The organism is Achromobacter sp. E1 (assembly GCF_037039475.1).
Classification (GTDB): Bacteria; Pseudomonadota; Gammaproteobacteria; order Burkholderiales; family Burkholderiaceae_B; genus Achromobacter; species Achromobacter mucicolens.
On the sequence record NZ_CP146253.1, the window covers coordinates 347,193 to 367,795 of the forward strand.

Genomic DNA, 20,603 nt, shown 5'->3' on the forward strand with positions numbered 1-20,603 from the left:
TTGCCGGATCTCCAAATTGAACCCCATGTCTTTCCTCCGCTACGCCGTTTTCGGCGTGGGGATGGCGTTTAGCGCCGCGGCGGCTTCGGCCCCGATCTTTGTCCTGAACTCCCTGGACGCCAACGTCAGCATCATCGATCCGGCCACCTACAAGGAACTGCGCCGCGTGCCCACGGGCAAAGAGCCGCATCACCTGTATCTGACGCCCGATGAAAAGTCGCTCATGGTGGCCAACGCCACGGGCGACACCATCACGTTGATGGATCCCAAGACGGGCGACGTGCAGCGCACGCTGACCGGCATCGTCGATCCCTACCAGTTGCAGTTCTCGCCGGACATGAAGTGGTTCGTCACGGCGGCCAACCGCCTGGACCACATCGACATCTATGCCTGGAAGCCGCTGGAGAAGGGCTTTGACCTGACGCTGGTCAAGCGCATCCAGGCGGGCAAGACGCCCAGCCACATCATGATCGACAAGCACAGCACGACGGCCTACGTCTCGCTGCAGGACAGCGATCAGCTCATCGCCATCGACCTGGCCACGCAGACGCCGAAGTGGACGGTGTCCGTCGGCAAGACGCCTGCCGACGTGTTCCTGACGCCCGACCAGAAGACGCTGCTGGTGGCGTTGACCGGCGACTCGTACGTGGAAGCCTATGACGTCAGCAATGGCCCGGCCAAGCTGGTCAAGCGCATCCAGACCGCACCGGGTGCGCACGCCTTCCGGGCGCAGGGCGACCACCGCCACCTGTTCGTCAGCAACCGCACCGCCAACTCCATCAGCCGCATCGACATGCAGACGCTGACGGTCGTGGACACCTTCCCGGTGCCGGGCGGCCCGGACTGCATGGACGTGCTGGCCGACGGCAAGACGCTGCTGGTCACCTCGCGCTGGGCGCGCAAGCTCACGGTGGTGGATTTGGAACAGAAGAAGGTCGTCAATCAGGTGCCCGTGGGCAAGTCGCCGCACGGCGTCTGGACGTTGAACCATGCGCCGACCCGCTAAGGGAGCGGTCCGCTTCGCGGCCCTGTGCCTGGCGATGACGACCGCGGCGGCCGGCGCGGCGCCGCAGGCCACCTGCGACAAGCCCGTGTACCTGACGTTCGACACCGGTCACATGGGCGTCGCCCCGCTGGTGGCCGACGTGCTGGCCCGCCATCAGGTCAAGGTCACCTTCTTTCTGGCCAACGAGCGCACGCTGACCGACGGCGCCAGCCTGGACGACGTCTGGGCGCCCTGGTGGAAGGCGCGCGCGGCCGAAGGCCATGCATTCGGCTCGCACACCTACGACCACGTCTATTGGCAGGGCGACCTGCCGGGCGGCAAGTTCCGCGTCAAGCCCAGCGCCGGGCCCGACGCGGGCAAGCGCGCCGAGTGGACGGCCGAGCAGTACTGCGCCGAGATCCGCCGCCCCGCCGAGCGGTTCCGCCAGATGACGGGCAAGGCCATGCTGCCGCTGTACCGCGCGCCTGGCGGCAAGACCTCGCCCGCGCTGCTCAAGGCGGCCAAGGCCTGCGGTTTCGAGCACGTGGGCTGGTCTCCGGCCGGCTTCCTGGGCGACGAGCTGCCCAGCGACAAATACCCCAACGCCAAACTGCTGGACCAGGCGCTGCGCACCATCAAGCCCGGCGACATCCTGCTGGCCCACCTGGGCATCTGGTCGCGTCAGGATCCCTGGGCGCCCGCCGTGCTGGAACCGCTGATTGAAGGTTTGCAGCGCAAGGGCTATTGTTTCGCTACCTTGAACACCCATCCGGCCTATCGCGACTGGATCGCCACGCATCACTGATCATGGATACGCTTAGCCAACTCTTCGGGGAATGCCAGCAATGGCTCTTCGAGACGGCGATTCAGCCCGCGCTGTTCCACCTGGGCCTGAGCAACTTCATCGAAGACGGCTACGACGCCACCATGTGGCTGCTGGTGGGCCTGCTTCAAATCGCGGTGCTGGTGCTGGTCTTCGGCCCCCTGCAGCGCCTGCGTCCCGTGGAACCGGTCACCGACCGCCGCCAGATCGGCATCGACGTGCTGTACACGCTGATCCACCGCCTGGGCGCATTCCGGCTCGTGCTGTTCTTCACCATCGATCCCTTCTGGGACAGCGTTTTCGGGCAGCTTCACGTGTGGGGCTTCGCGCCCTTCCAGCTGGATCAGTACTGGCCCGGCGTGACGGACAAGGCGTGGGTCAGCCTCATCATCTACCTGCTGCTGTTCGATGCGGTGGATTACTTCTACCATCGCGCCCAGCACCGCTTCGGCTGGCTGTGGGCGCTGCATGCCGTGCATCACAGCCAGCGCCAGATGAGCATCTGGAGCGACGACCGCAACCACCTGCTGGACGACATGCTGCGCGACGTGCTCATCGTGTTCGTGTCGCAACTGGTGGGCGTGCCGCCCGCGCAGTTCGTGATGGTGGTGGCGATCACCCAGCTTGCGCAGAGTTTTTCGCACGCCAACCTGCGCATGCATTTCGGCGCGCTGGGCGAACGCCTTCTGGTCAGCCCGCGCTTTCATCGCCATCACCATTCCATCGCCTACGACGCCTCCTCGCCAGGGCCGGCCGGCGGCTACAACTTTGCCGCGCTGTTTCCGATCTGGGACGTGCTGTTTCGCACCGCGCGTTTCGGCGTCGGGTACGGCCCCACCGGCATCCATGACCAGCAGGCCGAACTGGGCGGACGCGATTACGGCCGGAGTTTCTGGTCGCAGCAATGGCTGGGCATCAAGCGCATGATCGGCCGCGACCGCGAACCTGCCGCGCCGCCGGTGCCGCCCGCCGGCGCCGAACGCGCATGAAAAACCCCCGCGGCTGGCGGTCCAGCGGCGGGGGCGAATCGGGTAGCGGCCGGACAACTGCCAGGCCGCCACGCGGCAATCAGGCGCCCGGCGTGTCGTGCGTGGTTTCGCGCTTGATCTCGCCGTGGCGGCGTTCCATTTCCTGACGCAGTTCGCGGCGCAGGCCGGCCGCCTTGAAGCGCTGCTTTTCCTCGTGCGTGCGCGGCTCCAGCGGCGGTACCGCCGTCGGGGCGCCCTTGTCGTCCACCGCAACCATCGTGAAATAGCAGCTGTTGGTGTGACGCACCAGCTTCTTGCGGATGTCCTCGGTCACGACCTTGATGCCGATCTCCATCGACGTGCGGCCCGTGTAGTTCACGGCTGCCAGGAACGTCACCAGCTCGCCCACGTGGATCGGTTCGCGGAACACCACCTGGTCCACGGACAGCGTCACGACGTACTGGCCGGCGTACCGGCTGGCACAGGCGTAGGCCACCTGGTCCAGATACTTGAGGATGGTTCCGCCGTGTACGTTTCCTGAGAAATTCGCCATGTCTGGCGTCATCAGGATGGTCATCGACAATTGGTGGCTAAAGGCGTCGTCCATGGCGGGCGGCTCATTCATGAATAAAAGGCTAATGGTAGCGGCTGGCGCGTGACATCGCGCCGTATTTCCGCGGCGGCTCAGGGTTTCTTGGGGGCGGCGCGGGCGGCGTCTCCGCGGCTGCCGCTGGCTCGCTCTGCGGCGGTTGGCTGGCCCCCGGATGGCCGGCCCCCGGTTCGCCGGCCGCCGGATCCCCGGCCGCACCTTCCTCACCTTCCTCTGCGATCCGGCTCACGGCCGGGGGCGTCCACAGCCCATCGCGCACCGCCGGACCCGGGGTGTAGACGCGCAGCAGCATGCCGACCGGGCCGGCTGCCGGGATCGGCAGCCAGTTGGATTGGTCCTCGGGCGCCGGCGCGGTGTTGCTGAGAATCAGGTCCAGCGAGCCGTCCGCGTTGTATCGCAGCGGATCGCGGCTGCCGAGCGCGTGGCGGTTGACCGGGTTGGGCACGGGCATGCCCTGGCCGTCGTAGGCGGCCAGCGACCAGAACGCGCCCGTGTCGGGCAACTGGTCGCTGGTGATGTGCAGCGTATATGCATGGGCGCCGTCCAGCAGCGCGCCTTCGCTGTCGGTGGCCAGCACTTGCACGGTCAGGTCCTCGGGCAACCCGCTGCCCGGCTGGGCCTGCGCGGCCAGCGCGCGGCGCAGCCAGTCGTTGCCGTACACGCCGATGCTGCCCGTTTCCTGCAGCCAGCCGTTCGTGGCGCGCAGCGAATGGCCCGCCGCCGCTGCCATGCGGTCGCGCGCGGCGCGCACGCCGCGGCGCATGCCCTGCTTGGCGGAATGGTCAAGCTTGTCGAAGTCGAACGGCCGGCCGGGCGCCAGCCCCACCCGCCGCAGCAGGACGAGGACCGGCTGGTCCGTCGCGTGTGGCGGATGCTTGCGCAGCAACTCGGCCGCATAGGTGAAGAACGCGTCGGTCGGCATGGCGTCCACTTGTTCGCTTGCCGGAATCTTCAGATCGAGGGACGAGTCCGGCTTCGCGCGCGCCGCCTGCGCGGGCAGGTTCCATTGCGCCAGCGGCGTCACGGCGAAGCCGTCCTGCAACGCGTTGACCGTCGCCTGGTCGGCGCCGCCGCGCGTGTCGATCAGCACCTTCGCCCAGACGTGGGCGGTGGGCGCATCGATGCGGGCCATGCCGGAGGGCAGCGTGCCGGTCCAGCCGGGCGGCACGATGGCGGTATTGCCCTTCGCCGTGCCGGAGGTGCGTTTGCCCAGCGTGGCGAAGACGTCGGTCCACATGTCCAGCAGCGTCAGCGTGTACCGGCGGCCCGCCGTGTCGGGCGCGGACAGCACGACGGGTCCGTCGGTCAGGTCCAGCCACGCCGTGCTGCGCAGCACATCGAAGTTCGACCACGGCGTGGCCTCGCCCGCGCGGGGAAGGGTGCGCACGTGCGCGAAGGTGTTGGGCGCAGCGCCTTGCGACCCTTGCGCCGGATGGGTGAACTGGCGGCGCGTCAGGTCCATGACTACCAGCGGATAGAAATACAGATAGCCTTCCATCGCTGCCTGCTGCGCCGCCTCGGTGGCGGCGGCGGCGGGCGACTGGGATGCGGGCGCCGCGCGGACGGACGCCTGCGGCGCCAGCACGCAGGGCGCAATGGCCAGCGACAGGGCAAGGGTTCGGGCCACGGGGGCAAGGCGGCGCATCGGCGCTCCAAGTCATGCAATGCCGGGCATCGTAGCAGTGCTGCACTGCGACAAAATCCGCGAAGTAAGCGCCTTTTGCCGTCAAATTCAGACCAGACCGCCGGTCTGACGCGCCCGCAGGCATGGCGTACCCCATATTGAAGGCCTATACTTCCTCACATTCCCTTGGAAGTTGTAGGGCTTTTTGTCCTAGTCGTTTTCGCTTCCTTCATTCACCAGGAGAGGAGTGCTTCATGGTCAACATGAATCGCCGCCAGTTCTTCAAGGTGACCGGTGCGACGCTGGCGGGCTCCAGCCTGGCCATGCTGGGGGCTGCCCCCGGCACGGCCATGGCCGAGGTGCGCCAGTTCAAGCTTGCGCGCATGACCGAAACGCGCAACACCTGTCCCTACTGTTCGGTCGCCTGCGGTTTGCTGATGTACGGCCTGGGCGATGGCTCGAAGAACGCCCGCGCCAGCATCATGCACATCGAAGGCGACCCCGACCATCCCGTCAATCGCGGCACCCTCTGTCCGAAGGGCGCGGCCCTGATCGACTTCATCCATAGCCCGAACCGCCTGAAGTACCCGGAATACCGGGCGCCCGGCTCGGACAAATGGGTCCGGATGTCGTGGGACGAAGCCCTGACCCGCATCACCAAGCTCATGAAGGCCGACCGCGACGCGAACTTCGTCGAGAAGACCGCGGACGGCAAGACGGTAAACCGGTGGCTGACCACCGGCATGCTGGCCGCCTCGGCAAGCAGCAACGAGGTCGGTTACATCACGCACAAGACTGTGCGCAGCATGGGGATGCTGGCGTTCGACAATCAAGCCCGTGTCTGACATGGCCCGACGGTGGCAGGTCTTGCCCCGACGTTTGGCCGTGGAGCGATGACGAACCATTGGGTCGACATCAAGAACGCGGACATAGTTTTGATCATGGGCGGCAATGCCGCCGAGGCCCACCCTTGCGGGTTCAAATGGGTCACTGAAGCCAAGGCCCACAACAAGGCCAAGTTGATCGTCGTGGATCCGCGCTTTACGCGTTCGGCATCCGTGGCGGACTTCTACGCGCCCATACGTACCGGCACCGACATCATCTTCCTGGGTGGCGTCATCAAGTACCTGTTGGATAACGACAAGATCCAGCACGAGTACGTGCGCAACTACACCGACTTTTCGTTCATCGTGCGCGAGGACTTCGCGTTCGACGCGGGCCTGTACTCGGGCTACAACGCCGAAAAGCGTACCTACGACAAGCAAAGCTGGGACTACGAGCGCGGCGACGACGGTTACGTCAAGACCGACCCCACGCTGCAGCATCCGCGTTCGGTGTACCAGTTGCTCAAGAAGCATTATTCACGCTACACGCCCGAAATGGTCGAGCGGGTCTGCGGCACGCCCAAGGACAAGTTCCTGACGGTGTGCGACATGCTCGCGTCCACGGCCACCACCAACCGGGCCGCCACGATCCTGTACGCGCTGGGATGGACGCAGCACTCCATCGGCTCGCAGATCATCCGCACCGGCGCGATGGTGCAGCTGCTGCTGGGCAACATCGGCATTGCCGGCGGCGGCATGAACGCGCTGCGCGGGCACTCGAACATCCAGGGCCTGACCGACCTGGGCCTGATGTCGAACCTGCTGCCGGGCTACATGACGCTGCCCAACGAGCCCGAGCAGGACTACGCCAAGTACATCGACACGCGCACGCTCAAGCCGCTGCGTCCCAACCAGCTGAGCTACTGGCAGAACTATCCCAAGTTCCACGTCAGCCTCATGAAGGCCTGGTGGGGCGGCGCGGCCACCGCCGAGAACAACTGGGCGTTCGACTACCTGCCCAAGCTGGACAAGCTGTACGACATGCTGCAAGTCTACGAGCTGATGGTCCAGGGCAAGATGAACGGCTACATCGCCCAGGGCTTCAACCCGTTGGCCGCTGCGCCCAACAAGGCCAAGCTGAACGACGGCTTTGCCAAGCTCAAGTTCCTGGTTATCATGGACCCGCTGGTCACGGAAACGTCCGAGTTCTGGCGCAACGCCGGCGAGGCCAACGACGTGGATCCGTCCAAGATCCAGACCGAGGTCTTCCGCCTGCCCACCACCTGTTTCGCCGAAGAGGACGGCGCGCTGGTCAACTCCGGCCGCTGGCTGCAATGGCACTGGAAGGGCGCAGAACCCCCGGGCGAGGCCAAGAGCGACATCGAGATCATGGCGCTCATCTTCACGCGCCTGCGCAAGCTGTACCAGGACGAGGGCGGCAAGTATCCCGATCCCATCGTCAACCTGTCGTGGCCGTATTCCAATCCGCAGAACCCGACGGCCGAGGAACTGGCCAAGGAATACACGGGCCGCGCGCTGGTCGACCTTGCGGATCCCAAGGATCCGGCGAAGATCATGCGTAAGGGCGGCGAGCAGCTCGCAGGCTTTGCCGAGCTGCGCGACGACGGCTCCACCGCCAGCGGCTGCTGGATCTTCGCGGGCGCCTGGAGCCCCAGCGGCAACCTCATGGCCCGCCGCGACAACAGCGACCCCACCGGCATCGGCCAGACCCTGAACTGGGCCTGGTCGTGGCCGGCCAACCGCCGCATCCTGTACAACCGCGCCTCATGCGACTTGCAAGGAAAGCCGTTCGATCCGCGCCGCAGTCTGGTGTCCTGGAACGGCAGGGCGTGGGTAGGCGCCGACATCCCCGACTTCAAGGGCGACGAGAACCCAGCGGGCGGCATGGGGCCGTTCATCATGAACCCGGAAGGCGTGGCGCGCTTCTTCGCGCGGGCAGGCATGGCCGAGGGCCCATTCCCGGAGCACTACGAGCCCTTCGAAAATCCGCTGGGATACAACCCGCTGCATCCGAAGGCCAAGGGCGTCACCAGCAACCCGGCCGCGCGCATCTTCAAGGATGACCTGGCGGCGATGGGCACGGTGGAGAACTTCCCGTATGTGGCCACCACGTACCGGCTGACGGAACACTTCCACTACTGGACCAAGAACGTCCGCATCAACGCGATTCTCCAGCCCGAGCAGTTCGTGGAGATCGGCGAGGCGCTGGCCAAGGAGCTGGGAATTCCCAATGGCTCTCGCGTGAAGGTGTCGTCCAACCGCGGCTACATCAAGGCGGTGGCGCTCGTCACCAAGCGCATCCGTCCGCTCGTCATCGAGGGCAAGACGGTGCACCAGGTCGGGATTCCGATCCACTGGGGTTTCGTGGGCATCGCCAAGCCGGGCTTCCTCGCCAACACCCTGACGCCATTCGTGGGCGACGGCAACTCCCAGACACCGGAGTTCAAGTCGTTCCTGGTGAAGGTCGAAAAGGTATAGGAGAACCGACATGTCAATGCAATCCCTGGACATCAAGCGGCGCTCCGCCACCACCACGCCGCCGCCGGGTATCCGTGAACCCGTCACGGGCTCGGTCGCCAAGCTGATCGACGTCTCCAAGTGCATCGGCTGCAAGGCCTGCCAGAGCGCCTGCATGGAGTGGAACGACCTGCGCGACGAGATCGGCGTCAACGTGGGCGTCTACGACAATCCGGCCGACCTCACCGAGCATTCCTGGACCGTCATGCGCTTCTCGGAATTCGAGAATCCCGCCGGCGACCTGGAATGGCTGATCCGCAAGGACGGCTGCATGCACTGCGAGGATCCGGGCTGCCTGAAAGCCTGCCCCTCGCCGGGCGCCATCATCCAGTACAACAACGGCATCGTGGATTTCCACGAGGAAAACTGCATCGGCTGCGGCTACTGCATCACCGGCTGTCCGTTCAACGTTCCGCGCATCTCCAAGAAGGATCACAAGGCGTACAAGTGCACGCTGTGTTCCGATCGCGTGGCCGTCGGCATGGAGCCCGCGTGCGTCAAGGCCTGTCCCACCGGCGCCATCGTCTTCGGCACCAAGGACGACATGCACCAGCATGCGGCCGAACGCGTCGAGGACCTGAAATCGCGGGGCTTCGCGCAGGCCGGCGTCTACGATCCGCCGGGCGTGGGCGGCACGCACGTCATGTACGTGCTGCATCACGCCGACCAGCCCGGGCTGTACCACGGGCTACCCGCCGATCCGCAGATCAGTCCGATGGTGTCCCTGTGGAAGGGGCTGGCCAAGCCGCTTGGCCTGGCCACGATGGCGCTGACCGCGCTGGCGGGCTTCTTCCACTATGCGCGCGTCGGCCGCAACGAAGTGACCGAGGAAGACGAACGCCGAGCCGAAGAGGAGGTGCGCCATGAGTGAAGAACACCACTATCGCCGCATCAAGCGCTACACCCCGGGCGAGCGCACCAACCACTGGATCATCGCGCTCACGTTCATCCTGCTCGCGCTGTCCGGCCTGGCGCTCTTTCATCCGTCGATGTACTGGCTGACCAATCTGTTCGGGGGCGGGCCCTGGACACGCATCCTGCATCCGTTCATCGGGGTGGTGATGTTCGTGTGCTTTGCCGTGTTCGCTGGACACATGTGGCGCCACAACCTGCTGACCCGCGCGGACCGCCAGTGGCTCAGGCAGCTCAACGACGTGGTCGAGAACCGCGAGGAAAAGCTGCCCGAGGTCGGCAAGTACAACGCCGGCCAGAAGCTGCTGTTCTTCGTGCTGATCCTGTGCATGCTGGGGCTGATGGTCAGCGGCATCGTGATCTGGCGCGAATATTTCGCGTTCTACTTCCCGATCTGGGTGGTCCGCGCCGCATCGGTGCTGCACGCGGTTTGTGCGCTGGTGCTGATTTGCGCGATCATTGTGCATATTTACGCGGCGATCTGGGTAAAGGGGTCGCTCACGGCAATGCTGCGCGGCTACGTCACCGCCGGCTGGGCGTGGAAACACCATCGCGCCTGGTTTCGGGAGCAGGTGAAGAAATAGTTTTTTGGCCCGGCATGTCGTGATCGCACGGCTGTTATCCTCTTCGCAGGCTGGCAGCCGTGTTTGTTTTTCTGGAGACGAGAATTGCAGCGAATCCTTCCGCGCGGCGAGATCGAAGCGCTAGACCATAACGCCATTCCCCGCATCACCCTGCCGGAGCGGAAAACCGTCTTTGCCGCGCGGGCCGCGCGACTGCGCCAGTTGGCCGAGGGCAATCCGGTGGGCGACTACCTGCTGCTGATGGCGCATCTGGTCGACGCCCAGCACCGCGCGCTGCAGGACTGCGCCGCGCCGCCCGCCACCGAAGACCGCATTTCGCTGGCGCAGACGCACGGCATGCCGCCGCTGCAGGCCGTGGGCTGGCCCCGCGACCCGCTGTGGCGCCGCATCCTGGGCCAATTGCTGGACGACGTGTCGCGCGCGCCAGGCGTGCCTGCCGAGGCCATCGACGTCTGCGCCGCGCTGCGCCGCGCGCTGGACGACGACCCCGAATCGCTCGAAGACCTGGCCCAGGCCGTGCTGTCCGAACAGGACGAGGGCGTGGACAGCGCCGCCGCGCCCTTCGTCATGGCCGCGTTGCAGGTCTACTGGACGGACCTTGCCAACCGCTTCGATCCCAAGCAGTTGCCTGTCGCCAGCCCGTTCGGGGTCTGTCCGGTCTGCGCCAGCCTGCCCGTGGCCAGCATCGTCCGCGTGGGCGGCCAGTACGAGGGCTACCGCTACCTGTGCTGCAGCCTGTGCGCCACGCAATGGCACATGGTGCGCGTGAAGTGCTCGCATTGCGAGGACGTCGAGAAGGTCGCCTACCAGGCCATCGAGGGCCGCACGCCCGCCATCAAGGCCGAAACCTGCGACAACTGCCACACGTATCGCAAGATCTTCTATCAGGACAAGGACCTGTACGTGGAGCCGGTGGCCGACGACCTTGCCAGCCTGATGCTGGATGTGCTGGTGGGCGAGGCAGGGTATTCGCGGTCCAGCGGCAATCCGCTGCTGTGGCATGGCGCGCAGGACTAGCGCCTCTCGATGACGGAGTCTCGCATGGCCGATCAACTGTCCGGGGCCGGCCTGGCCGCGGCATCCGACATTCCTTCGCTGGACCGCCTGTTGAACGCCGAGGCGCTGCGGCCGGCGCTGGCAACCCACGGCCGCACACAGGTGGTGGCCGCCTTGCGCCGCGACCTGGAGGCGTTGCGCAAACGCGCGCTGGACGGCGGCGTGCCGCGCCACGAGCTTGACGCGGCCGCCGTGGCGGCTCGCACGTCGGCGGCGCTGGACGAGGCAGCGCGGCCGCGCTTGCGCGCGGTCTACAACCTGACCGGCACCGTGCTGCACACCAACCTGGGCCGCGCGCTGCTGCCGGACGAAGCGGTGGCCTCGGTGCTGCGCGCGCTGACCACGCCGGCCAACCTGGAGTTCGACCTGGACACGGGCGGGCGCGGCGATCGCGACGACCTCATCGACGACCTGCTGTGCGAGCTGACCGGGGCCGAGGCGGCCACGGTGGTCAACAACAATGCGGCCGCGGTGCTGCTGATGCTGAACGCGCTGGCGGACCGCCGCGAAGTGGTGGTGTCGCGCGGCGAGCTGGTCGAGATCGGCGGCGCGTTCCGCATCCCGGACATCATGAAGCGCGCGGGCGCCAAGCTGGTCGAAGTGGGCACCACCAACCGCACGCACGCGGCCGACTACGAGAACGCCATCGGCCCGCGGACCGCGATGCTGATGAAGGTGCATTGCAGCAACTACGCGGTGACCGGCTTCACGAAAAGCGTGGACGTGGCCGACGTGGCCGCGCTGGCGCACGCGCGCGGGCTGCCCGCCACGGTGGACCTGGGCAGCGGCACGCTGGTGGACCTGACGCAGTTCGGATTGCCCAAGGAAGACACCGTGCGCGAGACCATCGCGGCGGGCGCCGATCTGGTTACGTTCAGCGGCGACAAGCTGCTGGGCGGACCGCAGGCGGGCCTCTTGGTAGGCCGCGCCAACCTCATCCGCAAGATCAAGAAGAATCCCCTCAAGCGCGCGCTGCGCGTGGGCAAGCTGACGCTGGCCGCGCTGGAACCGGTGCTGCAGCTGTACCGCGCGCCCGAGTTCCTGGCGCAGCGGCTGACGACGCTGCGCCTCTTGACCCGCCCCATGCGCGATATCCAGCCGCAGGCCGAACGGCTGCGCGGCGTGCTGGCGCATGCGGCAGGGCCCGGCTATGCGGTGGAGGCGGTGCCGATGTTCAGCCAGATCGGCAGCGGTGCGCTGCCGATCGACCAGCTTCCCAGTTACGGACTGGCGGCGCGCTACGCGGGCAGCGGCCGTCCCGGGCGGCATCTGGACCGGCTTGAGACGCTGCTGCGGCGGCTGCCGGTACCCGTCATCGGCCGCATCGCGGATGACGCGTTGTGGCTGGACTTGCGCTGCCTGGAAGACCGCGACGAAGCCGCTTTCGCGGCGCAACTGGCGGAGCCGCTGGCATGATCGTCGGCACCGCGGGGCATATCGACCACGGCAAGACGACGCTTGTTCGGGCGCTGACGGGCGTGGACACGGACCGGCTGAAGGAAGAGAAGGCGCGGGGCATTTCCATTGAACTGGGCTATGCGTACACGCCGCTTGCCAATGGAGACGTGCTGGGTTTCATCGACGTGCCCGGCCACGAAAAACTCGTGCACACGATGGCGGCCGGCGCCAGCGGCATCGATTTCGGGCTGCTGGTGGTGGCGGCGGACGACGGTGTCATGCCGCAGACGCGCGAGCATCTGGCGATTCTGTCGATGCTGGGCGTGGGGCGCGGCGCGGTGGCGCTGACCAAGACGGATCGCGCGGACGCCACGCAACTGGACCGCGTGCGCGGCGAGATCGAGGCGCTGGTGCAAGGCACGTTCCTGCAAGGCGCGCCGGTGTTTGGCACGAGCGCGGTCCAGGCGGGCCAGACGACGCAGGCGGCTCGGCCGGCGAAAACGGTGCATTCGGCTCAAGCGGATTTTGCGGCGCAGTCGGGTGACCCGGGGGTAGCGGCGCTTAAAGATTATCTGCACGCGCAGGCCGAGGCGGTGGCGCGGCGCGAAGCCACCGGTCTCTTTCGATTGGCGGTGGATCGCGTGTTCACCTTGTCCGGCCACGGCACGGTGGTGACCGGCACGGCGCATGCCGGCCAGGTCCGGGCGGACGACGACACTGTCGATCTGCGGCTGATGCCGGCCGGCACGCGGGTGCGGGTGCGCGGCATCCATGCGCAGAATCAGCCCAGCGAGACGGGCTCGGCGGGGCAGCGGTGCGCCTTGAACCTGGCGGGCATCGACAAGAGCGCCATCTCACGCGGCGACTGGATTGCGGACGCGCGCGGTTTCCTGCCCTCGAAGCACGTGGATGTGGCGCTGACGCTACTGCCGTCGGCGGATGCGCCGGTGCGGGCCTGGGCGCCGCTGCACGTGCATATGGGCGCGGCGCGCCACGTGGCGCATGTGGTGCCGATCAGTGCGGAGTCGCTGTCGCCGGGGCAGTCGGGGTGGGTGCAACTGGTGTTCGACGAGCCGGTCTGCGCGATGCCGGGTGATCGCTTTATCGTGCGCAATGCGCAGGCGACGCGCACGGTGGGCGGCGGCCGGGTGCTGGATCCGAATGCGCCGGACCGGAAGCGCCGCGCGGCGTCGCGGCTGGCGGGGTTGCAGGCGTTGTCCGAGATGCTGGATGGCGGCGGTTTGCAGCCGGTGCTGGCGCACGCGCCGCAGGGCCTGGATGAGGCCGCGCTGCAGCGGCTGACGGGCCGGCCGGTCAGCGAGATCACGACGCCGGCGGGCGCGCGGTGGATCGAGCCTCGCAATGCGCAGGGATCCCGCACGCTGATCCTGGCGCCGCATTGGGCGGCGCTGCGCGAGCGGGCGGAAGCGGCGCTGGCGGCGTTTCACCAGGGAGCGACCGACGAACCGGGTCCGGACAGCGCGCGGCTGCGGCGCATGGCGATGCCGGCGATGCCGGACACGCTCTGGACGTCGCTGCTGGAAGAACTGCAAGGCGACGGCCGCATCGCGCGCAATGGTCCGTGGCTGCATCTGCCATCGCATACGGCGACGCTGGGACAGGCCGAATCGGCGCTGGCGGCGCGGCTGTTGCCGCTGCTGGATGAGGGCGCATTCGATCCGCCTTGGGTGCGCGATCTGGCCCGGATGCAGAACGTATCCGAGGACGCGGTGCGCCAGTTGTTGCGCAAGCTGTTGCGGCGGGGGGAAGTGGCGCAGGTGGTGAAGGATCTTTTCTATCACCGCGATCAGGTGGGCAAGCTGGCGGCGCTGGCGGCGGACCTGGCGGGGCAGCCGCAAGGACTGAATGCGGCGGTGTTCCGGGACGCGACGGGGCTGGGGCGCAAGCGGGCGATCCAGATCCTGGAGTTCTTCAACCGGGTGGGCTATACGCGGCGCGTGCGGGATACGCATGTGCTGCGGGGCGAAAGCGCTTATGCAGCCATGCAGCAGCGTGCCGAGCCGGTATCATAGGCGGTCCGCGACGGAAGGCATTCGTGCCCGGCGGCACGGCCGGGCTTCAAACCCGGTTGGGGGCGTCAGACGTTCCCAGGTAGGTTCGACTCCTGCTGCCTTCCGCCAGTTTTTTTGTGGGGCGTTGGCGTTCTTCTGCGGATGCGGATTCCGAGGTTTCCTTCTCCGGGTCTCTGCTCCGGGTCTCTGCTCCGAGTGCCTGACACTTCCGGATATTCGCCCTGCCGTGTTTGTTCTTGTCTGCGTCGGGGTGGTTCTTCTGCCGCCCGCGGCGTCGCGGGGTCCGCGTTGCGGGCCTCCGATGGCGGTCCGGAGCCTTCGCTCCGGACGCTCCCGCGCTCATCCTCGTCCGCCTTCGGCTCCCTTCGGATTCCGCCGGGCGCCATCTAAACGGCCCGCAACACGGACCCCGCGCCACCACGTGCTGGGTCCGTGAGTGATCGGGAGGTCGCTGCGCTCGCTTGCTCTCACAGGTGTCTGACACCCCATGAGATACCGGCTCATAACGAGCTAACCCGTGTCTGACACTCGAGGAGACACAGGCTCTCACAGGTGTCTGACACCCCATGAGACACCGGCTCATTACGACACGGTGCGCCTCGGGGTGTCTGACACCTTCCCACACTTCATCACTCTCCATCAACTGCGCAGCATGCGCGTCACCACGCCACTTACGCTGTGCGATGTCCAGTCCAGTTCGCCTAGATGCCAATAGCGGATCGTGCCGCCGCGGTCGACCAGGTAGTTGGCGGGCAGGCCGGCGGCGTCCCATTTTTTGGAGGCGGTGCTGTTGCGGTCGTGCAGGACCGCGCCGGCGACGGGCCATTTTTTCAGGAAGGCGGTGATCTTGGCGGGGGACTCGCCCACGTTGACCGCGATGAGGCGCAGGCCTTCTTCGCGGTGGCGTTTGGCCATGGTGGACATGATGGGAATCTCGTCGCGGCAGGGGTCGCACCAGGTGGCCCAGAAGCTGACGATGACCACGTTGCCGCGCCAGGAAGAGAGCTTCTGTTCGCGGCCGGACAGGTCCGGCAGGACGAGCGGCGGGGTGGGAGCGGTCCACGGGGCCCAATCGGGACCGGTGGCGGTCTTCAAGGCGGAGTCGCTGGCGGCGCGGGCCCAGGCGGGCAGGGCCGCTAGCGACAGGCTGGTTTGCAGGAGGCGGCGGCGGCTGATCAAGGCGGACTCCCGCAAGGAGGTGGCGGTCAGATGGCGATGGGTCTGGCGGTGATGCGGTAGCTGAAGCTGTCGGGATCGAGGCTGTCCAGGCGGCCGGCGGCGGTTTCGCCGTTGGGATACATGAGGAACGGGATGGGGCCGTGCGCGGTGCCGGGCAGGACGACGTCGTGGCCGTGGTTGTAGGCGACCCAGTTCATTTCCCATGCGCCGAACAGCATGACGCGCGCGGCGCGGACCTTGGCGTCGGTAAGCGAAAGTTCGCCGGGCGGCTCCTCGAGCATGACCTTGCGCACGTCGGCCGGGTCGACGGGAATCCAGCCGTAGCCGGCGGCGTAGAACTCGGCGCGGCAGTGCTGGGCGCGGGTGACGTCGCCAGCCTTGCCGAGGCTCTTGTAGCCGAGTTGCGAGTTGTCCACGCGCAGGCCGTAGGCGTCGCGCGCGGGGATGCCGGCGGCGCGCGCCAGTGCGACGAAGAGCGCGTTGATGTCGGCGCATTTGCCGTTCAGGTCGTTGGCGGTGAGCATGTAGCGCACGTCGCCGGTGCCGCAGCCGCGCGTGGACGCAGTGCGGCAGGTGTTTTCGACCACCCAGTCGTAGATGGCGCGGGCGCGCGCCAGGTCGCCCTGGTGGCCTTGGGTGATGCGGTCGGCGGTGGTCTTGACGATGCCGTCGGTGGGCAAGAGGGCGGTCGGTTGCAGGTATTCGCGCAGCGCGGCTGCGTTCTCGCGCGCGGCGTCGGCGGGAGGGGGCTGGGTCAGGTCGACGCGGCGGTTGCGGGTCTGGAAGCGGCTGGTCAGCGTGATGGTGCGGGGCGATTGCGCGTCGGGCCATTGGACGGCGAGCATCTGGACGTCGTAGCCGGGCGCGCGGGTCAGCGTGGCGACGCCGCCGCCGCTGGTCTGCCAGGTGTTCTGCACGCCGCGCTGGTAGGGCGTGTCGGTCGCATAGGGCACGGGCAGCCAGATTCGGGTGTGGGCGGCGGGGTCGGTGATGCTGACGGCGGTCGTCAGTTCGTAGGTGCGCCACGCGGTGGCGACCGGAGTCTGCTGTGCGCGCGCGGCGTGCGGCAGTACGGCGGTGGCGGCAGTGGCGGCGCACGCGGCGCCCGAGAAACGGAGAAAGTGTCGGCGATCCATGAAGCCCCCACGCACGGTGAAGATTGGCTATCGGTGCGCCCGTGGCCGGGCGGCCGTCCGTTGCTGCATGCGATCGATCATAGGGCCAATCGCGGGGGCGGTGCTATCCTTTTTCGATTGTTTCCACGGAGATAGAGATGACCCAGGATGTTGCGTCCTCGAACGTGCCGCGCCTGACTTCGTTGTCGCATGGCGGCGGCTGTGGCTGCAAGATCGCGCCGGGCGTGCTGTCGGCGCTGCTGGCGCGGTTCGGTCCCGCGGCCAGTTATCCGAACCTGCTGGTGGGCACCGAAACCGCCGACGATGCGGCGGTGTATCGGCTGAACGATGCGCAGGCGCTTATCGCCACGACGGACTTCTTCATGCCGATCGTGGACGATCCCTTCGACTTTGGCCGCATCGCCGCCACCAACGCGCTGTCGGATGTGTACGCAATGGGCGGCACGCCGATCATGGCGCTGGCGATCGTGGGCATGCCGATCAACGTGCTGCCGCACAGCGTCATCGCTGAAATCCTGAAGGGCGGCGAATCGGTGTGCGCGGATGCGGGCATTCCGGTGGCCGGGGGGCACAGCATCGATTCGGTCGAACCCATCTATGGCCTGGCCGCGATGGGATTGGTGCACCCGGACAAGATCAAGCGCAACGCCGACGCGCGCGCGGGCGATGTGCTGATCCTGGGCAAGGGCCTGGGCGTGGGCATCCTGTCGGCGGCGTTGAAGAAAAACCGGCTCGACGTGGACGGCTATCGCGTGATGATCGACACGACGACGCGGCTCAATCGCCCCGGCCCGGCGCTCGCCGCGCTGGACGGTGTGCATGCGATCACGGACGTGACGGGTTTTGGGTTGTTGGGCCATGCGCTGGAGATGGCGCGCGGCGCCAAGCTGACGGCCCGCGTGCGGCTGGCGGCGCTGCCGTGGCTGCCGGGCGTGCAGGAATTTGCCGCAGACGGCGTGATCACGGGCGCCTCGGGCCGGAACTGGGCATCGTATGGCGAATCGGTGCGTCTCGGGGCAGGGGTTTCGGACACGCAGCGGGCGTTGCTGACCGATCCGCAGACCTCGGGCGGCCTGCTGGTGTCGTGCGCACCGGACGCGGCCGATGCGGTGCTCAAGATCTTCCATGAGCAGGGCTTCGATCAAGCTGCCGTGATCGGCGAGATGACCGCTGGCGAACCGCAGGTCGTGGTGGACTGACCGGCGAATCGCGCGGCCGCCTCGCATGCGCGGCCGCGCCGCTTGGTTTGCTGCAACGCGCGGCCCTGGCGGCGCGTGATTTCAATCGGGCAGATCGCGCGCGGTCGCGGCCGCCTGTTCCACCAGCCATTGCGTGACGACGTCCGCGTCGGGCGTGCTGCGGCGCGCATTGCGCACCAGCCAGTAGGCGTGTTCGGTGGCGCAGGCCTTCGGGCTGCCCACAACCTCCAGCCGCCGGTCCGCCAGCATGGGCGCGATCAACGCCAGCCGTCCCAGCGCGATGCCGTGTCCCGCCAGCGCCGCGTGCACGATCTGATCGTATTGATTGAAGCGCAGCATGCCCTTGGCGCGCACGCGCCCTAGCCCCCGCGCGCTCAGCCATTCCGACCATTGCAGCCACGGACGCGTGGGATCGTCGAACTCCAGCAGGACGTGGCGCGCCAGTTCGCGGGCGTCCAGTTCGCCGGCCTTGAGCGAAGGATGCGCCACGGGCACCACCGATTCCCCAAAGAGCCACAGGGCGCCGTCAGGCACCGTGTTGCGCTCGCTGTAGCGGATGGCGATGTCGACGGCTTCGCGGTCGATATCGATCAGCCGGTTGTCGGCGGCCACGCGCACATCGATGTCCGGATGCGCCGCCTGAAAGTCGCCCAGCCGGGGCAGCAGCCACAACGAGGCCACGCCGATGGTGGTGGTGACCGTGACGGGCGTGCGCCGCTCGGGCGCGCGCAGTTGCTCGGTCAGGTCGCCCAGCTGGCTCAGCCAGACGTCCGCCATGCGAAAGAGCTGCGCGCCTTCGGCGGTGAAGGTGACGCTGCGAAACCCCCGCACCAGCAGCGGCACGCCCAGGTGCGCTTCCAACGCGCGAATCTGGCGGCTGACGGCCGACTGCGTGACGTGCAGGTCCTGGGCGGCGAGCGTGATGCTCATGCGCCGGCCGACGGCGACGAAGCCGCGGACGAGATCAAGCGGAGGCAGTTTCGCTAAGGGGTATGGCATTCGTGAAACTCATGCGTATCGGGCAGAAATGTCGCTTGAGCAATAGTACGCCGGGGCGTCCAATATGACTCAGACGTTGGGTGACCGGGACAAAATCCCGGCCGCCCGCCGCGATAGCCGCTGCCGCGGCCAGGAGGTACGCCATGATCCAGTTATGTTGCACTGCGGAAATGTCATTCCGTTTGGCCGGCGGCTCGACTATGCTGCTCAAGCGCGCCTCGGGCGTTCGCATCGTGTGTCACGCCGGCGCCTTGTGGATATCCGAATACCGCCGCTTCGACGACAGCGTGCTTCAAGCGGGCCAGACCCTGACCGTGGATAGCGATCGCGACGTCGTCATCAGCGGCCTGCCGGATGCGCAGGTCGCGCTACTTTCCCTGGGGGGGCGGCAGGTGCAGTGTGCCGCCGCTTCGCCTTGCCATGCAGGCCAACTGGAGTTCCTGTGATGACTGCGTCCTTGCCCGATACGCCCCGGATCGAAATGTGGTTCGATTTCGCCAGCCCCTACAGCTATCTGGCAATCGAGCGCATCGATGCGCTGGCGCGCGAAGCGGGCGTCGAGGTCGATCTGCGGCCTTTCCTCTTGGGGCCGATCTTTCAGGCGCAGGGCTGGAACGACACGCCGTTCCGGTTGTTCCCCGGCAAGGGCGCGTACATGATGCGCGACATTGCGCGGCTGGCCGACAAGTACGGCGTGGTCTACAACCGCCCGCGCATGTTCCCGCGCATGAGCGTGCTGCCGGCGCGCATCGCGCTCTTGGGCGAGGACGAGCCGTGGGGCCGCGATTTCTGCGTGGCGGTGTTCCGGGCGAACTTCCAGCACGACCTGGATATCCAGGCCGAGGACGTGGTGCACGAGCTGCTCTCGGGCCTGTCGCTGGATGCCGACGCGCTCATCGCCCGCGCCAAGACCGAAGGCGCCAAGGAGGCGCTGCGCAAGCGCGTGGACCGCGCGCGCAACCTGGGACTGTTCGGCGCGCCCACCTTCTTCGTGGAGGGCGAAATGTTCTGGGGCAACGACCGTCTGGAAGATGCGCTGGAATGGACCCGCCGCACCGCGCCCGCCAGCGCCTGGCCGCCGCGGCCGCCTCGCTAGGGCAGGCTCCCCGTTCCGCCACGGCCATCAATCACGCACCGCAAGATTTCTCGTCAACGCTTCATCAGCAATGAAAAACGCAAGCAGCGCCTATCGCGGCGCGCCCATGCCGGGCGGCCGCTCGTTCACGCAATTTCGCGCCGCCCGCATCCGGCGGGTGTGCTTTCAGTGGAAACAGGCCGACCGGGCCGCGGTCCAGGACGACACCCTGCCCAGCGGCAGCGGCCGTGGCAAGCTGCGCTAGCCCTTGGTCACCGGTCCGACGTTGGCCCACTCTTCATCGGAATAGAGCCGTGAGCGCAAGAGAAAGCGCTTGCCCTCGGCGCTGTCCAGCGAAAAGGCGCCGCCGCGTCCCGGCACGGCATCGATGACCAGCTGGGTGTGCTCCCAGTACGCGAACTGGTCCTCGCCGATCCAGAACGGGCAGCCTTCCAGGTCGCCCAACAGGACGTCCGAGCCGCCTACCATGAACTCGCCTTGCGGGTAGCACATGGGCGAGCTGCCGTCGCAGCAGCCGCCGGACTGGTGGAACATCAGCGGGCCGTGCTTGGCCCGCAGGGTGTCGATCAGGTGGCGCGCCTCGTCGGTCGCCACCACGCGTGGCGTGTGCTCTGCCATGGCTGGATTCCTTGCAGGCGC

The 20,603-nt window shown here is 67.2% G+C and carries 19 protein-coding genes and 1 tRNA gene; 14 read left to right on the forward strand and 6 right to left on the reverse strand.

Annotated features, from left to right (window positions below):
* Window positions 1-25 precede the first annotated feature (25 nt).
* The 3 genes from V6V88_RS01590 to V6V88_RS01600 are packed head-to-tail and all read left to right on the forward strand — an operon-like array spanning window position 26 to window position 2,797.
* Window positions 26-1,006 carry a YncE family protein gene (locus V6V88_RS01590; protein WP_338617420.1) on the forward strand — a complete coding sequence of 327 codons (981 nt, stop codon included), beginning with the start codon at window positions 26-28 and terminating at the stop codon, window positions 1,004-1,006.
* Window positions 990-1,790, forward strand: coding sequence for a polysaccharide deacetylase family protein (locus V6V88_RS01595; RefSeq protein ID WP_338617422.1), 801 nt, complete (start codon window positions 990-992; stop codon window positions 1,788-1,790). The genes V6V88_RS01590 and V6V88_RS01595 overlap by 17 nt, the downstream gene beginning before the upstream one ends.
* Window positions 1,791-1,792: 2 nt before the next feature.
* The gene (locus V6V88_RS01600; RefSeq protein WP_338617425.1) at window positions 1,793-2,797 is read left to right on the forward strand and encodes a sterol desaturase family protein; all 1,005 of its coding nucleotides are present in this window, start codon (window positions 1,793-1,795) and stop codon (window positions 2,795-2,797) included.
* Between the two features lie 79 nt (window positions 2,798-2,876).
* Here V6V88_RS01600 and V6V88_RS01605 read toward each other — a convergent pair whose 3' ends face one another.
* Both V6V88_RS01605 and V6V88_RS01610 read right to left on the reverse strand, forming a co-directional pair.
* Entirely contained in the window at window positions 2,877-3,383 is a 507-nt protein-coding gene (locus V6V88_RS01605) for an acyl-CoA thioesterase (RefSeq protein WP_056319320.1), read from the reverse strand.
* A gap of 28 nt (window positions 3,384-3,411) precedes the next feature.
* Complete coding sequence (locus tag V6V88_RS01610; protein ID WP_338617427.1) at window positions 3,412-5,031, reverse strand: DUF1254 domain-containing protein; 1,620 nt, start codon at window positions 5,029-5,031, stop codon at window positions 3,412-3,414.
* A 233-nt stretch (window positions 5,032-5,264) separates the two neighbouring features.
* Between V6V88_RS01610 and fdnG the strand changes: the two genes are divergently transcribed.
* The 7 genes from fdnG (at window position 5,265) to V6V88_RS01645 (ending at window position 14,463) form a co-directional block, all read left to right on the forward strand.
* The gene (gene fdnG / locus V6V88_RS01615) at window positions 5,265-8,333 is read left to right on the forward strand and encodes a formate dehydrogenase-N subunit alpha (RefSeq protein ID WP_155721851.1); all 3,069 of its coding nucleotides are present in this window, start codon (window positions 5,265-5,267) and stop codon (window positions 8,331-8,333) included.
* A 10-nt stretch (window positions 8,334-8,343) separates the two neighbouring features.
* Window positions 8,344-9,243, forward strand: a complete 900-nt coding sequence (gene fdxH, locus V6V88_RS01620; protein WP_056319313.1) for a formate dehydrogenase subunit beta — start codon at window positions 8,344-8,346, stop codon at window positions 9,241-9,243.
* Window positions 9,236-9,868 (forward strand): formate dehydrogenase subunit gamma, encoded by a 633-nt coding sequence (locus tag V6V88_RS01625; RefSeq protein ID WP_062840087.1) that lies wholly within the window; start codon window positions 9,236-9,238, stop codon window positions 9,866-9,868. The genes fdxH and V6V88_RS01625 overlap by 8 nt, the downstream gene beginning before the upstream one ends.
* A gap of 84 nt (window positions 9,869-9,952) precedes the next feature.
* Window positions 9,953-10,885 (forward strand): formate dehydrogenase accessory protein FdhE, encoded by a 933-nt coding sequence (gene fdhE, locus V6V88_RS01630; protein WP_280003937.1) that lies wholly within the window; start codon window positions 9,953-9,955, stop codon window positions 10,883-10,885.
* A gap of 24 nt (window positions 10,886-10,909) precedes the next feature.
* A complete protein-coding gene (gene selA, locus V6V88_RS01635) occupies window positions 10,910-12,340 on the forward strand; it encodes an L-seryl-tRNA(Sec) selenium transferase (RefSeq protein WP_062840089.1) in 1,431 nt (476 codons plus the stop codon).
* Window positions 12,337-14,355 carry a SelB C-terminal domain-containing protein gene (locus V6V88_RS01640; protein ID WP_338617431.1) on the forward strand — a complete coding sequence of 673 codons (2,019 nt, stop codon included), beginning with the start codon at window positions 12,337-12,339 and terminating at the stop codon, window positions 14,353-14,355. The genes selA and V6V88_RS01640 overlap by 4 nt, the downstream gene beginning before the upstream one ends.
* 12 nt (window positions 14,356-14,367) lie before the next feature.
* Window positions 14,368-14,463: transfer RNA gene (locus V6V88_RS01645), tRNA-Sec, on the forward strand.
* 531 nt (window positions 14,464-14,994) lie between these two features.
* Here the strand turns inward: V6V88_RS01645 and V6V88_RS01650 are convergent.
* Window positions 14,995-15,534, reverse strand: a complete 540-nt coding sequence (locus V6V88_RS01650; RefSeq protein ID WP_152383220.1) for a TlpA disulfide reductase family protein — start codon at window positions 15,532-15,534, stop codon at window positions 14,995-14,997.
* A 26-nt stretch (window positions 15,535-15,560) separates the two neighbouring features.
* The gene (locus V6V88_RS01655) at window positions 15,561-16,670 is read right to left on the reverse strand and encodes a transglutaminase-like domain-containing protein (protein WP_223574031.1); all 1,110 of its coding nucleotides are present in this window, start codon (window positions 16,668-16,670) and stop codon (window positions 15,561-15,563) included.
* A gap of 137 nt (window positions 16,671-16,807) precedes the next feature.
* Here V6V88_RS01655 and selD point away from each other — a divergent pair, with 137 nt between their 5' ends.
* Window positions 16,808-17,869, forward strand: coding sequence for a selenide, water dikinase SelD (gene selD, locus V6V88_RS01660; protein ID WP_056319296.1), 1,062 nt, complete (start codon window positions 16,808-16,810; stop codon window positions 17,867-17,869).
* Between the two features lie 81 nt (window positions 17,870-17,950).
* On the opposite strand, the gene V6V88_RS01665 is transcribed toward selD, so the two are convergent.
* Window positions 17,951-18,868 (reverse strand): LysR substrate-binding domain-containing protein, encoded by a 918-nt coding sequence (locus tag V6V88_RS01665; RefSeq protein ID WP_223574033.1) that lies wholly within the window; start codon window positions 18,866-18,868, stop codon window positions 17,951-17,953.
* A gap of 170 nt (window positions 18,869-19,038) precedes the next feature.
* On the opposite strand from V6V88_RS01665, the gene V6V88_RS01670 reads away from it, so the two are divergent.
* The 3 genes from V6V88_RS01670 (at window position 19,039) to V6V88_RS01680 (ending at window position 20,208) form a co-directional block, all read left to right on the forward strand.
* Window positions 19,039-19,314, forward strand: a complete 276-nt coding sequence (locus V6V88_RS01670) for a DUF2917 domain-containing protein (protein WP_056319478.1) — start codon at window positions 19,039-19,041, stop codon at window positions 19,312-19,314.
* The gene (locus tag V6V88_RS01675) at window positions 19,314-19,964 is read left to right on the forward strand and encodes a 2-hydroxychromene-2-carboxylate isomerase (protein WP_280003932.1); all 651 of its coding nucleotides are present in this window, start codon (window positions 19,314-19,316) and stop codon (window positions 19,962-19,964) included. The genes V6V88_RS01670 and V6V88_RS01675 overlap by 1 nt, the downstream gene beginning before the upstream one ends.
* A 70-nt stretch (window positions 19,965-20,034) precedes the next feature.
* Window positions 20,035-20,208 (forward strand): hypothetical protein, encoded by a 174-nt coding sequence (locus V6V88_RS01680; RefSeq protein ID WP_196589495.1) that lies wholly within the window; start codon window positions 20,035-20,037, stop codon window positions 20,206-20,208.
* Here V6V88_RS01680 and V6V88_RS01685 read toward each other — a convergent pair.
* Entirely contained in the window at window positions 20,205-20,582 is a 378-nt protein-coding gene (locus tag V6V88_RS01685) for a DUF779 domain-containing protein (protein WP_056319287.1), read from the reverse strand. The genes V6V88_RS01680 and V6V88_RS01685 overlap by 4 nt on opposite strands.
* Between the last annotated feature and the right edge of the window lie 21 nt (window positions 20,583-20,603).

Coding starts and splice junctions, on each gene's coding strand:
- selA (WP_062840089.1), top strand. CDS start 10,910: ATGGCCGATCAACTGTCCGGGGCCGGCCTGGCCGCGGCATCCGACATT.
- V6V88_RS01680 (WP_196589495.1), top strand. CDS start 20,035: ATGAAAAACGCAAGCAGCGCCTATCGCGGCGCGCCCATGCCGGGCGGC.
- V6V88_RS01590 (WP_338617420.1), top strand. CDS start 26: ATGTCTTTCCTCCGCTACGCCGTTTTCGGCGTGGGGATGGCGTTTAGC.
- V6V88_RS01685 (WP_056319287.1), bottom strand. CDS start 20,582: ATGGCAGAGCACACGCCACGCGTGGTGGCGACCGACGAGGCGCGCCAC.
- fdxH (WP_056319313.1), top strand. CDS start 8,344: ATGTCAATGCAATCCCTGGACATCAAGCGGCGCTCCGCCACCACCACG.
- V6V88_RS01625 (WP_062840087.1), top strand. CDS start 9,236: ATGAGTGAAGAACACCACTATCGCCGCATCAAGCGCTACACCCCGGGC.
- V6V88_RS01610 (WP_338617427.1), bottom strand. CDS start 5,031: ATGCGCCGCCTTGCCCCCGTGGCCCGAACCCTTGCCCTGTCGCTGGCC.
- V6V88_RS01640 (WP_338617431.1), top strand. CDS start 12,337: ATGATCGTCGGCACCGCGGGGCATATCGACCACGGCAAGACGACGCTT.
- V6V88_RS01670 (WP_056319478.1), top strand. CDS start 19,039: ATGTCATTCCGTTTGGCCGGCGGCTCGACTATGCTGCTCAAGCGCGCC.
- V6V88_RS01600 (WP_338617425.1), top strand. CDS start 1,793: ATGGATACGCTTAGCCAACTCTTCGGGGAATGCCAGCAATGGCTCTTC.
- V6V88_RS01605 (WP_056319320.1), bottom strand. CDS start 3,383: ATGGACGACGCCTTTAGCCACCAATTGTCGATGACCATCCTGATGACG.
- selD (WP_056319296.1), top strand. CDS start 16,808: ATGACCCAGGATGTTGCGTCCTCGAACGTGCCGCGCCTGACTTCGTTG.
- V6V88_RS01665 (WP_223574033.1), bottom strand. CDS start 18,868: ATGCCATACCCCTTAGCGAAACTGCCTCCGCTTGATCTCGTCCGCGGC.
- V6V88_RS01675 (WP_280003932.1), top strand. CDS start 19,314: ATGACTGCGTCCTTGCCCGATACGCCCCGGATCGAAATGTGGTTCGAT.
- V6V88_RS01655 (WP_223574031.1), bottom strand. CDS start 16,670: ATGGATCGCCGACACTTTCTCCGTTTCTCGGGCGCCGCGTGCGCCGCC.
- V6V88_RS01595 (WP_338617422.1), top strand. CDS start 990: ATGCGCCGACCCGCTAAGGGAGCGGTCCGCTTCGCGGCCCTGTGCCTG.